A 12,642-nucleotide genomic window follows, 5' to 3' on the forward strand; every position below is an offset into this window, starting at 1 on the left:
GGGCCCTGGAGGCCCTGGAGGCCCCGCGGGCCCGGGAGGCGGGCCCGCGTGGGGTCCGGCGGGTTGCGGGGCGCCGTGTGCCCACCCCGCGGTGGGCCTCTGGGGCGGTGGCAGCGGAGCCCCCACTGCGTGCTGCATCCGGTGCGACTCCGTCTCGTACAGGCGACTCTTGGCGGACCAGGACGGCCCGGGCCTACCGAAAGGTACCTGCCCCCGCCGTTCTACTGTGAACGGCGGGGGCAGGTCCAGAGTGCCCCGTCAGCCGCCGAGTTCCTCGGCGAGCGCGCGCAGGGCGAGGCGGTAGGAGCCGATCCCGAAGCCCGCGACCGTACCGCTGGCGACCGCGGCGACCACCGACGTGTGGCGGAACTCCTCGCGGGTGTACGGGTTCGAGATGTGCACCTCGATGAGCGGCGCGGTGCGCTGGGCCGCCGCGTCCCTCATTCCGTACGAGTAGTGCGTGAAGGCGCCCGGGTTGAGAACGACCGGAATTGACTCGTCCGCGGCCTCGTGCAGCCAGCGGATCAGCTCGCCCTCGTCGTTGGTCTCCCGTACGTCCACGTCGAAGCCGAGCTCCTTGCCGAGCCGTCCGCACTCCTCGACGAGCCCGGCGTACGACGTCGCGCCGTACACGTCGGGCTCGCGCGAGCCGAGCCGGCCCAGGTTGGGCCCGTTCAGGACGAACACGCGCCGGGCGGCGGTCACTTGGACACCTCGCCGTAGGCGGCGAGCAGCACCGCCGGGTCGGGGCCTTCGAGGACGGTCGGCTTGGCGAGCCCGTCGAGGACGATGAAGCGCAGCAGGTTGCCGCGCGACTTCTTGTCGACCTTCATGGTCTCCAGCAGCTTGGGCCACTGGTCGCCCCGGTAGGCGAGCGGCAGGCCGACCGACTCCAGCACCGTGCGGTGGCGGTCGGCGGTCGCGTCGTCGAGCCGGCCCGCGAGGCGGCCCAGTTCGGCGGCGAAGACCATGCCGATGGAGACGGCCGCGCCGTGGCGCCAGTTGTAGCGCTCGTTCTTCTCGATGGCGTGCGCGAGCGTGTGGCCGTAATTGAGGATCTCGCGCAGGCCGGATTCCTTCAGGTCGCTCGACACGACGTCGGCCTTGACCCGGATGGCGCGCTCGATCAGCTCGGCGGTGCGCGGTCCCTGGGGCGTACGCGCCGCCGCGGGGTCCTCCTCGATCAGGTCGAGGATCACCGGGTCGGCGATGAAGCCGGCCTTGATGATCTCGGCGAGGCCGCTGATGTAGTCGTTGACCGGCAGGGAGTCCAGCGCCGCCAGGTCGCAGAGCACGCCGCCGGGCGGGTGGAAGGCGCCGACGAGGTTCTTGCCCTCGGCGGTGTTGATGCCCGTCTTGCCGCCGACGGCCGCGTCGACCATGCCGAGCACCGTCGTCGGCACGGCGATCCAGCGCACCCCGCGCAGCCAGGTCGCCGCGACGAAACCGGCCACGTCGGTGGTGGCTCCCCCGCCCACGCCCACGATCACGTCCGTGCGGGTGAAGTTGGTCTGCCCGAGCGCCTTCCAGCAGTACGCCGCGACCTCGACGGTCTTGGACTCCTCCGCGTTCGGCAGCTGGATCGCGATGGCCTCGTACCCCTGGGCCGCCAGGTCCTCGCGGATCGCCTCACCGGTGCCGGCGAGCGCCTCCGGGTGCAGGACGGCGACGCGCTGGGCGCGGGTGCCGATCAGCCCGGGCAGCTCGCCGAGCAGCTGCCGGCCGACCAGCACCTCGTACGGCTCCGCGCCCTCGCTGCCGCCGACCTGGATACGGGTGACTGCCTGCTCCGTCATGCTTCCTTCAATTCGAGTGCGTCGAGGACCGCCTGTGCGACCTCTTCGGGGGTGCGGTCGTCCGTCTCGACCACCGCGTGGGCCACCTCGGCGTACAGATGACGGCGCGATTCCATCAGCTGCTTCCACTGCTGGCGCGGATTGACGGCCAGCAGCGGGCGTGCCGTGTTGAGCCCGACCCGCTTGATCGCCTCGGTGACGTTCATGGAGAGGTACACGACGGGCAGCCCGGCCAGGGCCGCCCGCGTGCCGTCGTCCATGACCGCGCCGCCGCCGAGCGCGAGCACGCCCGGGTGCGCGGCGAGAGCGGCCCGTACGGCCTGCCGCTCCAGCTCGCGGAAGTGGGCCTCGCCCTCGTCGACGAAGATCTCGGCGATCGGCCGGCCCTCGGCCTCGACGATGTCGGCGTCCGTGTCGCGGTACGGCACGTTCAGCCGCGCGGCGAGGAGCTCGCCGACGGTCGACTTGCCGACCCCCATGGGCCCGACGAGCACGACCAGCGGGCCGCCTGCCTCACTCACCGCACGACCAGGTTGTCGAGGTAGCCCTGGACGTTGCGCCGGGTCTCACCGACGCTGTCGCCGCCGAACTTCTCCGCGACGGCGTCCGCGAGGACCAGCGCGACCATGGCCTCGGCCACGATGCCGGCCGCAGGGACGGCGCACACGTCGGAACGCTGGTGGTGGGCCGCGGCGACCTCGCCGGTGGCGGTGTCGATGGTGGCGAGCGCGCGCGGCACGGTGGCGATGGGCTTCATCGCGGCCCGTACGCGCAGCAGCTCGCCGGTGGACATGCCGCCCTCGGTGCCGCCGGCCCGCCCGGAGGTGCGGCGTACGCCCTCGGCGGTGGGAACGATCTCGTCGTGCGCCTTGGAACCGGGCACCCGGGCCAGGTCGAAGCCGTCGCCGACCTCGACGCCCTTGATCGCCTGGATGCCCATCAGCGCGGCGGCGAGCCGCGCGTCGAGCCGGCGGTCCCAGTGCACGAAGGAGCCGAGGCCGACGGGCACGCCGTACGCCAGCACCTCGACGACGCCGCCGAGCGTGTCGCCGTCCTTGTGGGCCTGGTCGATCTCCGCGACCATCGCCTTCGACGCGTCGGCGTCCAGGCAGCGCACCGGGTCCTCGTCGAGCCGCGCCTCGTCGGCGGGCACGGGCAGGACGCCGTACGGCGCCTTGGCGGCGGCCAGCTCCACCACGTGCGACACGATCTCGACGCCGGTGGTCTCCTTCAGGTACGAGCGCGCGACGGTGCCCAGCGCGACGCGGGCGGCGGTCTCGCGGGCGCTCGCGCGCTCCAGTACGGGCCGGGCCTCGTCCAGCGCGTACTTCTGCATGCCGGCGAGGTCGGCGTGGCCGGGGCGCGGGCGGGTCAGCGGCGCGTTGCGCGCCAGCTGGGCCAGCTCGTCGGGGTCGACGGGGTCGGCCGCCATGACCTGCTCCCACTTGGGCCACTCGGTGTTGCCCACCATGATCGCGACGGGGCCGCCCATGGTCAGGCCGTGGCGTACGCCGCCGAGGAACGTGACCTCGTCCCTCTCGAACTTCATCCGCGCGCCGCGCCCATAGCCGAGCCGCCGCCGGGCGAGCGCGTCCGCCACCATCTCCGTGGTGACGGGGACACCGGAGGGAAGGCCCTCCAGCGTCGCGACGAGTGCGGGGCCGTGGGATTCCCCCGCGGTCAGCCAGCGCAACCTGCTCAACGGTGCTCCTCATGCTCGCGCCTGGAACTGCGACGGCGCGACCGGGTGCGCGGCCCTGGCCCGCCACCCCTGATCCTCCCACGACCGGGCCGGTGACCCGGCCGCCGGTCCATCAGACGGACGGCCTTCTCACTTCGCGGGACGCGCTGAAGGGCTCCGCCGTGCCGCCACGGCGCGCCTCAGACGGCCGACGCCGTAGGCCGCCATCAGGAGCAGAACGGCCGCGCCGAGCGCGATACGGAGCCACTCCGGCAGGAGGTACAGCGTCAGCTTCAGCAGGTCCGGCGCCGCCAGTGACTGCTCCGTCGCCCTGCTCATGATCGCTTCGCCCCCTGTGACCTGCGGTTCTCCGCAGATCCTAGTGGGCGGCGAGTGCGCGCTCGCCGGCGGCCCGCATGACGGCGAGCGGCGCGGCGCGGCCGGTCATCTGCTCCACCTGGAGCGCGGCCTGGTGGACCAGCAGGTCCAGGCCGCCGACGACCGCGCCGCCGTGGGCGGACCAGGCCGCCGCGAGCGCCGTGGGCCAGGGCTCGTACAGCACGTCGAAGAGCGTGCCGGGGCGGTCCGGCACGGCCCCGGCCAGCGCGTCGGTCGTACCGGCCGGGGTGGTGGCGACGACGAGCGGCGCGTCGAACGCCCGGCCGGCCTCGGCCCAGTCGCCGATCCGTACGTCGACGCCGAGCCGCTCGCCCCACTGCCGCATCTCGTCGGCCCGGGCGGAGCTGCGGACGTACGCCGTCACCGGGCCGGCGCACAGCCGGGAGAGGGCGGCCAGGGCGGAGGAGGCGGTGGCTCCGGCGCCGAGGACCGAGGCGGAGTCGACCTTCTCGACGCCCCTCTCGTGCAGGGCGGCGATCATCCCCGGGATGTCGGTGTTGTCGCCGAGGCGCCGGCCGTCCTCCCTCAAGACCACGGTGTTGACCGCCTCGACGGCGGCCGCCGTGTCGCTGATCTCGTCGAGCAGCGGGATGACGGCCCGCTTGAGCGGCATGGTCAGGGACAGCCCCGCCCAGGACGCGTCGAGCTCCGCGAAGAAGCGCGGCAGCCCGGCCTCGTCCACCTCGAAGCGGTCGTACGACCAGTGGTCGAGACCGAGTTCCGCGTACGCGGCGCGGTGGAGCACCGGCGAGAGGGAGTGGGCGATGGGCGAGCCGAGGACGGCCGCGCGACGGGTCGTGCTCACTGTCCGGACTTCTCCAGCTCTTCCTCGTACTGCCGCCGGTTCTTCTCGTGCTCGGCGTTGGTCACCGCGAAGAGGGTCTTGTCCGCCGTGACCGACACGAAGTAGTACCAGGGGCCGGGCTTCGGGTTGATCGCCGAGTGCAGCGCGTCGGCGCCGGGGTTGCTGATGGCGCCCGGCGGCAGGCCCTTGATGTCGTACGTGTTGTACGGGTCCTTGATCTGCCGCAGACTGTCGACGGCCCCGATGTCCAGCCTGCTCTCGGCCTTGATGTAGTTGATCGTGGAGTCGAATTCGAGCCGTCCCACCGTCTCGGTGTTGTTCGGCTTGAGCCGGTTGTAGACGACCCGGGAGACCTTCTCGAAGTCGTGCTTGTACTTGCCTTCGACCTGGACGAGGCTCGCCACCGTGATGAGCTGCATCGGCGATTCGAGCCCGAGCCGCTCCGCCTCGGCTTCGACGTTCGCGGCCTCGTACTTCGCCTTGGCCCGCGTCACCATTTCCTTGAGCACGGACTTGGGCGTCGACTTCCCGCCGATGTCGTAACGCGACGGGTAGAGGAAGCCTTCCAGCGGGTCCTTGATCTCGGGGTTGTCGTTGGCCCATTCGGGCAGGCCGAGGTCCTTGAACTCCTTCTCGGCGACGTCCTCCGTGGTGCCGGAGTCGAGCTTCAGCTTCTTGTCGATCGCCTCGTAGATCCCGACGTTCCGCTCGCCCTCCTTGACGATGAGGGCGTTGAGGTTCGACGGGTTGATCATGAGATCGACGGCCGCCTTGCCCGACATCTCCTTCTTCATCGGATAGACGCCGGGCTGGATTCCCTGGCTCTTCGGGTTGGCCGTCGCCGCCGACACGAAGGCGCCCGAGCTCTTGACGACTCCCTTGCGGGCGAGAATGCTGCCGATCTGCCCGAGCCCCGCGCCCTTGGGGATCTCGACCTCGACGGACCCGGTGCCGCTGCCCGCGAAGTCCTCGGGGGCGCCGAACTGGTCCTGGTAGAACTGGTATCCGAAGTAGCCGAGGCCGCCCACGCCGCCGACCAGGACCACCGCGACGAACAGGCACGCCGTCCCGTTGCGGCTCTTCTTCTTGGGCTTCCCGCCGCGGCGGTCGTTGCCGCCCCTGCCGCGCCGGGGTTCGCGGGGCTCGTCCGCTTCCGCGTCGTCGCCGTCGTCGGCGCCCGTGAAGAACGGGTGTTCCTCGGGGGCCTCCTGCTCCGCGTCCCACTCGGCCGCCGGTTCCGGCTCGGGCGCGTGGCGCCGGCCGGGGGGCTGCGGCGGGGGGTACGCGTCCGGCGCGGCGTAGTAGTCGGTCCCGTCGGCGCCGTAGGCGGGCTGCTGGCCGGCGTAGGGGTCGGCCGCCGGGTTCATTCCGTACGGCACCGGCTCCTGTTGCTGCGGCGCGTCCCAGCCGCCGTTGTGGCCGTACTGCTGCTGCTCGGTGTAGTGCTGCCCGCCGCCGTAGTACGGCTGCTGCTGCTGGTGTTGCTGGTCGTGCTGGTACTGCTGCTGGTCGTGTTGCTGCTGCGGGTCGTGCTGGTACTGCTGCTGGTCGTGTTGCTGCTGCGGGTCGTGCTGGTACTGCTGCGGCTCCTGCTGGTAGTGCTGTGGCTGGCCGCCGTACGGGTCCTGCGTGCCCTGTCCGGCCTGCTGCCCTGCCCACCCCTGGTCCCCGTACAACGGGTCCTCGGGATGCCACGGTTCGTGGCCTGCGCCCCGGCCGTACTCAGTCATGAAACCCCATAGTGTGCCGCGAGGCGGTGGCTGCTTCGCGCGTGGGGGCACGGCATCCGGTCCGCCTCTTCTTTGTGCGGCAGCTGTTCGAACACCGCCGCATCGCGCGGAACGTTACCGTATCGCGATCAGACAACCACTTCGACGCCCTCGCCCGGGGGACTCCCGGAGACCCGTTCGGCCTCCAGAGCGTTCTGAAGGATGACGATCGCGGCCGCCTGGTCGATCACAGATCTGCCCTTCTTGGACTTCACGCCCGAAGCGCGCAGCCCCTGACTGGCCGTCACTGTGGTCATCCTCTCGTCGACCAGTCGTACCGGAACGGGTGCGATGCCGCGAGCGAGCTCCTGGGCGAACGCCCGGACCTTGACCGCCGCCGGCCCCTCGCCCCCACTGAGGGAGCGAGGGAGGCCGACCACGACCTCGATCGGTTCGTACTCCTCGACGAGCTGCCCGAGCCGCCGGTGGGCGGCCGGGACGTCGCGTCCCGGCACGGTCTCCACCGGCGTGGCCAGCACCCCGTCGGGGTCGCACGAGGCGACCCCGATCCGGGCGTCCCCGACGTCGATCGCAAGGCGACGGCCGCGTCGCATCAGGCGCTCTCGCCGACAGCGCGCTCGACGGCGGCCACGGCGTCGCCGATGGCCTCCGGGTTCTGTCCGCCGCCCTGGGCGACGTCCGGCTTGCCGCCACCGCCGCCGCCGAGGGTCTTGGCCGCCGTACGGACCAGGTCACCGGCCTTGAGACCGCGCTCGCGGGCGGACTCGTTGGTGGCGATGACGGTCAGCGGGCGGCCGTTGGCGGTGGTGAAGAGCGCCACCACCGCCGGGCGGTCGGACGGGATGCGGCCGCGTACGTCCAGGACCAGCCTGCGCAGGTCGTCGGCCGAGGTGCCGTCGGGCACCTGACCGGTGACGACCGCGACGCCGCGCACGTCCTTGGCGCCGGCGGCGAGACCCGCGGCGGCCTGGAGGACCTTCTCCGCGCGGAACTTCTCGATCTCCTTTTCGGCGTCCTTGAGCTTGGCGAGCATCCCGGAGATCTTCTCCGGCAGCTCCTCGGGACGGCCCTTGACCAGCTCCTGGAGCTGGGCGACGACCGTGTGCTCACGGGCCAGGAAGTTGTACGCGTCGACGCCGACCAGGGCCTCGATGCGCCGTACGCCGGAGCCGATCGAGGACTCGCCGAGCAGCTTCACCAGGCCCAGCTGGGCGGTGTTGTGGACGTGCGTGCCGCCGCACAGCTCCTTGGAGAAGTCGCCGATGGTCACGACGCGCACGCGCTCGCCGTACTTCTCGCCGAACTCGGCGATGGCGCCCTGCTTCTTGGCCTCGTCGATCGACATGACCTCGGCCTGGACGTCGAGTTCCCGGGCCAGCACGTCGTTGATCTTCTGCTCGACGTCGGTCAGCACCGTGCCCGGTACGGCGTTCGGCGAGCCGAAGTCGAAGCGGAAGCGGCCCGGCGAGTTCTCCGAACCGGCCTGGGCGGCCGTCGGGCCCAGCGCGTCGCGCAGCGCCTGGTGGGTCAGGTGCGTAGCGCTGTGGGCGCGGGCGATGGCGCGGCGGCGCTTCAGGTCGATGGCGGCGTACGCGGAGGCGCCCACGGTCACCTCGCCGACCTGGACCGACCCCTTGTGGACGGAGACGCCCGGGACCGGCTGCTGCACGTCGCGGACCTGGATGACGGCGCCCGTGTCCAGCTTGATGCGGCCGGTGTCGGCGAGCTGGCCGCCGCCCTCGGCGTAGAACGGCGTGCGGTCGAGGACGACCTCGACCTCGTCGCCCTCGGTGGCGGCAGGCGACGGCAGTCCGTCGACGAGCAGGCCGACGATGGTCGACTCGCCCTCGGTGTGGGTGTAGCCGGTGAACTCCGTCGAGCCGGAGTTGTCGGCGACCTCGCGGTAGGCGGAGACGTCGGCGTGGCCGGTCTTCTTGGCCTTGGCGTCGGCCTTGGCGCGGTCCCGCTGCTCCTTCATCAGGCGGCGGAAGCCGTCCTCGTCCACGGACAGGCCCTGCTCGGCGGCCATCTCCAGGGTGAGGTCGATCGGGAAGCCCCAGGTGTCGTGGAGCAGGAACGCCTTGTCGCCGGAGAGGACCTGGCCGCCGGCGGCCTTGGTCTCCGTCACGGCGGTGTCGAGGATGTTGGTGCCGCCCTTGAGGGCCTTCAGGAACGCGGCCTCCTCGGCGACGGCGACCGTCTCGATGCGCTTGCGCTCGGTCAGCAGCTCCGGGTACTGCTCGCCCATGGTGGTGACGACCACGTCGACGAGCTCGGCGACGACCGGCTCCGTGGCGCCCATGAGGCGCATGTTGCGGATGGCGCGGCGCATGATGCGGCGCAGCACGTAGCCGCGGCCCTCGTTGCCCGGGGTCACGCCGTCGCCGATGAGCATCACCGAGGTACGGATGTGGTCGGCGACGACGCGCAGCGAGACGTCCGAGCCGGTGTCGGCGCCGTAGCGGACGCCGGTGAGCTCGGTGGCCTTGTCCATGACGACGCGCAGGGTGTCGGTCTCGTACATGTTCTGCACGCCCTGCAAAATCATCGCGAGGCGTTCGAGGCCGAGACCCGTGTCGATGTTCTTCGACGGCAGGTCGCCGAGGATCGGGAAGTCCTCCTTGCCGTCGCCGGCGCCGCGCTCGTACTGCATGAAGACCAGGTTCCAGATCTCCACGTAGCGCTCGTCGTTGACGGCCGGGCCGCCCTCGACTCCGAACTCGGGGCCGCGGTCGTAGTTGATCTCGGAGCACGGGCCGCACGGTCCGGGGACGCCCATGGACCAGAAGTTGTCCTTCTTGCCCAGGCGCTGGATGCGCTCGGCGGGTACGCCGATCTTGTCGCGCCAGATCTGCTCGGCCTCGTCGTCGTCGAGGTAGACCGTGATCCACAGCCGCTCGGGGTCGAGCCCGAAGCCGCCGTCCGCCACGGAGCCGGTGAGCAGCTCCCAGGCGTACGAGATGGCGCCTTCCTTGAAGTAGTCGCCGAACGAGAAGTTGCCGCACATCTGGAAGAACGTGCCGTGCCGGGTGGTCTTGCCGACCTCTTCGATGTCCGGCGTGCGCACGCACTTCTGCACGCTGGTGACGCGCGGGGCGGGCGGCTTGACCTCGCCGAGGAAGTACGGCTTGAAGGGCACCATGCCCGCGGGGACCAGCAGCAGGGTCGGGTCGTCCGCGATGAGCGACGCCGAAGGCACGACGTTGTGTCCGCGCTCCTCGAAGAAGCGCAGCCAGCGGCGGCGGATTTCAGCCGACTCCATCAGTGGTCCTCATTCCGGTTGTACGAATGCTTGGTGTGGTCGAGAGCGGCGACGCGTCGGTACTCGACGGCTTGCGGGTCTCTGCGCGCTTCGAGGCCGAGCGCCTCACCGAGTTCGGTCTCGCGCTGCGCCATTCCCGCCTTGACGTCGAGCGCGAACTCCTTGAGCCGGTGGCCTGCTTCGACCGCCTTGTCGGCGGCCTGCGCGGCGAGGCTCTCGGGCGTCAGCTGCTTGATCTTGCGGTTGACCTTGGTGGTGGCCCACACGCCGGCGGCGGCGCCGGCGGTGAACCAGAACGTACGGCGGAACATTGCGGCTTCAGCCCTTCCGCTTCCTGCGCCGGGCGGACGGCACGGTCCGGCCGACGATCACAGTGCGACGCGACGGCTGCTGCGCCGGAGCGTCCTTGTCGCGGCCGAGCGCCCGGCGGACGCCGTACCCGAAGGCGGCGACCTTCACGAGCGGGCCGCCGAAGGTCGACGCGACGGTCGTCGAGAGCGCGGACGCGTTCGAGGTGACTTCCTGGACGTCGGTCGCGATGGCGTCGACCCGGTCGAGCTGGGTCTGCGCGGACCGTACGGTGGCGGACGCGTCCGCCAGCAGCGGGACGGCCTGTTCGGTCACGTCCGCGACAAGCTTGGTCGTCGCCCTCAGCGTCTGGGCCAGCCTCACCAGAACCACGGCGAGGAAGGAGACCAGGATCGCCCAGAAGACGGCAACCAGGATGCCGGCCACCTCTCCACCGGACACGTTGCACCGCTCCCTGACATTGAGAAAAGTCGTTCTGCGAGCCTATCGCGCCGGGGCTCCGGGTCCGTACCGCATTGCGGCCGGGGAGCGGGAGCCGTCCGGCCCGATTGTACGGAGTGCTTACGGATCGGTACGCTCCGTGTCCTATGCGACGCACTTCCCCTCCCGTGTCCCACTCCCCCGCGCACGGCGGACTCCCGGCCGAGCTGAACCGGTTCGTCGGGCGCCGCGCGGAACTGCTGGAACTGGGCCGCCTGCTGGAGGAGGCCCGGCTGGTCACCGTGACCGGGGTCGGCGGCGTCGGAAAGACCCGTTTCGCCCTGCGTGCGGCGTGCGAGGCGCAGGAACGGTACTGCGACGGCGTCCGGCTCGCCGAGCTGTCCGCGCTCACGGACCCGGGCCTGCTGGAGCACGCGCTGGCCGAGGCGATGGGGCTGACCGACCACTCCGGCAAGCCGCCGCGCGCGGTGCTGGCGGAGCATCTCGCGGGGCGCGACACGCTGCTCGTGCTCGACGGCTTCGAGCACCTCGTCGACGCCGTCGCCGGACTGACCAGGGATCTGCTGCGGCGGGCGCCCGGGCTGACCGTGCTGGCCACCGGGCGGCTGCCGTTGTGCGTCGACGGCGAGCAGACCTTCGCGCTGCCGCCGATGCCCGGCCCGGAGGCGGTACGGCTCTTCACCGACCGGGCGGCCGCCGGGCGGCCCGGGTTCCGGCCGACCGAGGCCGACAGCGACGCCGTGCACGAGCTGTGCCGCCGCCTGGACGGGATCCCGCTCGCGATCGAACTGGCGGCGGGCCGGCTGACGGCCCTGTCGGTCCAGCAGGTGCTCGACCGGCTCGACCACCGCTTCCGGCTGCTGACCGGATCGGCGCGTGGCTCCCTTCCCCGCCACCAGACCCTGCGCACCGCGATCGGCTGGAGCCATGAACTCTGCACGCCCGAGCAGCGGTTGCTGTGGGCGCGCCTGTCCGTGTTCGCGGGGCAGTTCGACCTGGAGGCGGCCGAGTACGTCTGCGGCGGCCCGGAGCTCCTGGACGACAGCGTGCTCGGCGTCCTCGACCTGATCACCGACCTGATCGCGCAGTCCGTCCTGATCCGCGAGGACACGGCGGCCGGTGTGCGGTACCGGATGCTCGACACCGTGCGGGAGTACGGCGCCGAGTGGCTGGAGGCCATGGGCGACGCGGAGCGCGTGAGCCGCAGGCACCGCGACTGGTACCTGGGGCTCGCCACCTGGTGCGAGCTGGACTGGTTCGGCCCCAGGCAGGCCGACGTGGCCGCGCGCGTCGACAGTGAACTGCCCAACCTGCGCCGGGCGATGGAGTACTCGCTCGAACATCCCCGGGACGTGCACCTGGGCCAGTACCTGGCGGGCACCCTGTGGTTCTACTGGGTCGGCTGCGGGCGCCTGGCGGAGGGGCGGCACTGGCTGGACCACGCGCTGGAGCCGGAGGGCGAGCACCGGGCGCACCGGCTGAAGGCGCTGTGGGTGCTCGGTTACGTGGCGGTGCTCCAGGGCGACGCCGTCGGGGCGCTCGCCGCCCTCCAGGAGTGCCGCGAGGGCGCGGAGCTGAGCGGGAACGCGGCGGCGGCGGCGTACGCGGTGCACCGCTCGGGCTGCCTGGCGCTGGTCTCCGACGACATGGCGCGCGCCGAGGAACTGCTGCGTGAGGCGCTGGCGCGGTACGAGGAGATCGGCGAGCTCAACAGCAATGTGCTGATGGCGCGGATCGAACTGGCGATGGCCGTGGCCTTCCGGGGCGACCTGGCCCAGGCGGTGGCCATCTGCGAGGAGGTCACCGAGGTCTGCGAGGACCACGGGGAACGCTGGGCTCTCGCGTACGCGCTGTACGTCCTGGCGTACGCGGCGCACACGGAAGGCCGGCTGGAGCGGTCGCGCGACCTGCTGCTGGAGTGCCTGGCCATCGACCACGCGTTCCACGACCTGCTCGGCGTGGTGCTGGCCCTGGAGCTGCTGGCGCTGGTCACCCTGGACGCCGGCGATCCGGCGGAGGCGGCGGTGCTGCAAGGGGCGGCCGAGCGGATCTGGCCGTCGGTGGGCCTGCCGCTGTTCGGTTCGGCGTACTACAACGCGCCGCACGCCCTCTGCGAGCGCAAGGCGCGCGAGCGTCTCGGTGACGGCCGGTACGAGACGTTCCGGTGCGAGGGCGCCTCGCTGCCCCTGGACGCGGCGGTGGCCAGGGCCCTCGAAGGG

General features: G+C 71.7%; 12 protein-coding genes. 1 reads left to right on the forward strand and 11 read right to left on the reverse strand.

Annotated elements, in window-relative coordinates; all coding sequences use genetic code 11:
- Nucleotides 1-258: 258 nt before the first annotated feature.
- The 11 genes from E2E34_RS23005 to E2E34_RS23055 form a co-directional block, all read right to left on the reverse strand.
- Nucleotides 259-705 carry a type II 3-dehydroquinate dehydratase gene (locus E2E34_RS23005; RefSeq protein ID WP_138903818.1) on the reverse strand — a complete coding sequence of 149 codons (447 nt, stop codon included), beginning with the start codon at nt 703-705 and terminating at the stop codon, nt 259-261.
- Nucleotides 702-1,796: a 3-dehydroquinate synthase gene (gene aroB / locus E2E34_RS23010; protein ID WP_138903819.1), complete on the reverse strand. Its 1,095-nt coding sequence runs from the start codon at nt 1,794-1,796 to the stop codon at nt 702-704. The genes E2E34_RS23005 and aroB overlap by 4 nt, the downstream gene beginning before the upstream one ends.
- Complete coding sequence (locus tag E2E34_RS23015) at nt 1,793-2,275, reverse strand: shikimate kinase (RefSeq protein WP_138903826.1); 483 nt, start codon at nt 2,273-2,275, stop codon at nt 1,793-1,795. The genes aroB and E2E34_RS23015 overlap by 4 nt, the downstream gene beginning before the upstream one ends.
- A gap of 38 nt (nt 2,276-2,313) precedes the next feature.
- The gene (aroC, locus tag E2E34_RS23020) at nt 2,314-3,498 is read right to left on the reverse strand and encodes a chorismate synthase (RefSeq protein WP_138903820.1); all 1,185 of its coding nucleotides are present in this window, start codon (nt 3,496-3,498) and stop codon (nt 2,314-2,316) included.
- A gap of 129 nt (nt 3,499-3,627) precedes the next feature.
- Nucleotides 3,628-3,816: a hypothetical protein gene (locus E2E34_RS23025; protein ID WP_138903821.1), complete on the reverse strand. Its 189-nt coding sequence runs from the start codon at nt 3,814-3,816 to the stop codon at nt 3,628-3,630.
- 40 nt (nt 3,817-3,856) lie between these two features.
- The gene (locus tag E2E34_RS23030) at nt 3,857-4,681 is read right to left on the reverse strand and encodes a shikimate dehydrogenase (protein WP_138903822.1); all 825 of its coding nucleotides are present in this window, start codon (nt 4,679-4,681) and stop codon (nt 3,857-3,859) included.
- Nucleotides 4,678-6,411 carry an endolytic transglycosylase MltG gene (gene mltG, locus E2E34_RS23035; protein ID WP_138903823.1) on the reverse strand — a complete coding sequence of 578 codons (1,734 nt, stop codon included), beginning with the start codon at nt 6,409-6,411 and terminating at the stop codon, nt 4,678-4,680. Before mltG ends, E2E34_RS23030 begins: the two co-directional genes overlap by 4 nt.
- Nucleotides 6,412-6,539: 128 nt before the next feature.
- A complete protein-coding gene (ruvX, locus tag E2E34_RS23040) occupies nt 6,540-7,004 on the reverse strand; it encodes a Holliday junction resolvase RuvX (RefSeq protein ID WP_138897875.1) in 465 nt (154 codons plus the stop codon).
- On the reverse strand, nt 7,004-9,673 hold the full coding sequence (gene alaS / locus E2E34_RS23045) for an alanine--tRNA ligase (RefSeq protein WP_138903824.1): 2,670 nt from the start codon (nt 9,671-9,673) through the stop codon (nt 7,004-7,006). The genes ruvX and alaS overlap by 1 nt, the downstream gene beginning before the upstream one ends.
- Nucleotides 9,673-9,984, reverse strand: coding sequence for a DUF6167 family protein (locus E2E34_RS23050; RefSeq protein ID WP_138903825.1), 312 nt, complete (start codon nt 9,982-9,984; stop codon nt 9,673-9,675). Before E2E34_RS23050 ends, alaS begins: the two co-directional genes overlap by 1 nt.
- A gap of 7 nt (nt 9,985-9,991) precedes the next feature.
- Nucleotides 9,992-10,423, reverse strand: a complete 432-nt coding sequence (locus E2E34_RS23055) for a DUF948 domain-containing protein (RefSeq protein ID WP_138897878.1) — start codon at nt 10,421-10,423, stop codon at nt 9,992-9,994.
- A 146-nt stretch (nt 10,424-10,569) separates the two neighbouring features.
- On the opposite strand from E2E34_RS23055, the gene E2E34_RS23060 reads away from it, so the two are divergent.
- A partial coding sequence (locus E2E34_RS23060) for an ATP-binding protein (protein WP_167518357.1) occupies nt 10,570-12,642 on the forward strand: 2,073 nt, incomplete at its 3' end.

The organism is Streptomyces albidochromogenes (assembly GCF_005981925.1).
Classification (GTDB): domain Bacteria; phylum Actinomycetota; class Actinomycetes; order Streptomycetales; family Streptomycetaceae; genus Streptomyces; species Streptomyces albidochromogenes.

Excerpts from the sequence above, each read along its gene's own strand:
- E2E34_RS23015 (WP_138903826.1), bottom strand. The coding sequence starts at position 2,275 with ATGGGGGTCGGCAAGTCGACCGTCGGCGAGCTCCTCGCCGCGCGGCTG.
- alaS (WP_138903824.1), bottom strand. The coding sequence starts at position 9,673 with ATGGAGTCGGCTGAAATCCGCCGCCGCTGGCTGCGCTTCTTCGAGGAG.
- E2E34_RS23025 (WP_138903821.1), bottom strand. The coding sequence starts at position 3,816 with ATGAGCAGGGCGACGGAGCAGTCACTGGCGGCGCCGGACCTGCTGAAG.
- E2E34_RS23050 (WP_138903825.1), bottom strand. The coding sequence starts at position 9,984 with ATGTTCCGCCGTACGTTCTGGTTCACCGCCGGCGCCGCCGCCGGCGTG.
- aroB (WP_138903819.1), bottom strand. The coding sequence starts at position 1,796 with ATGACGGAGCAGGCAGTCACCCGTATCCAGGTCGGCGGCAGCGAGGGC.
- mltG (WP_138903823.1), bottom strand. The coding sequence starts at position 6,411 with ATGACTGAGTACGGCCGGGGCGCAGGCCACGAACCGTGGCATCCCGAG.
- ruvX (WP_138897875.1), bottom strand. The coding sequence starts at position 7,004 with ATGCGACGCGGCCGTCGCCTTGCGATCGACGTCGGGGACGCCCGGATC.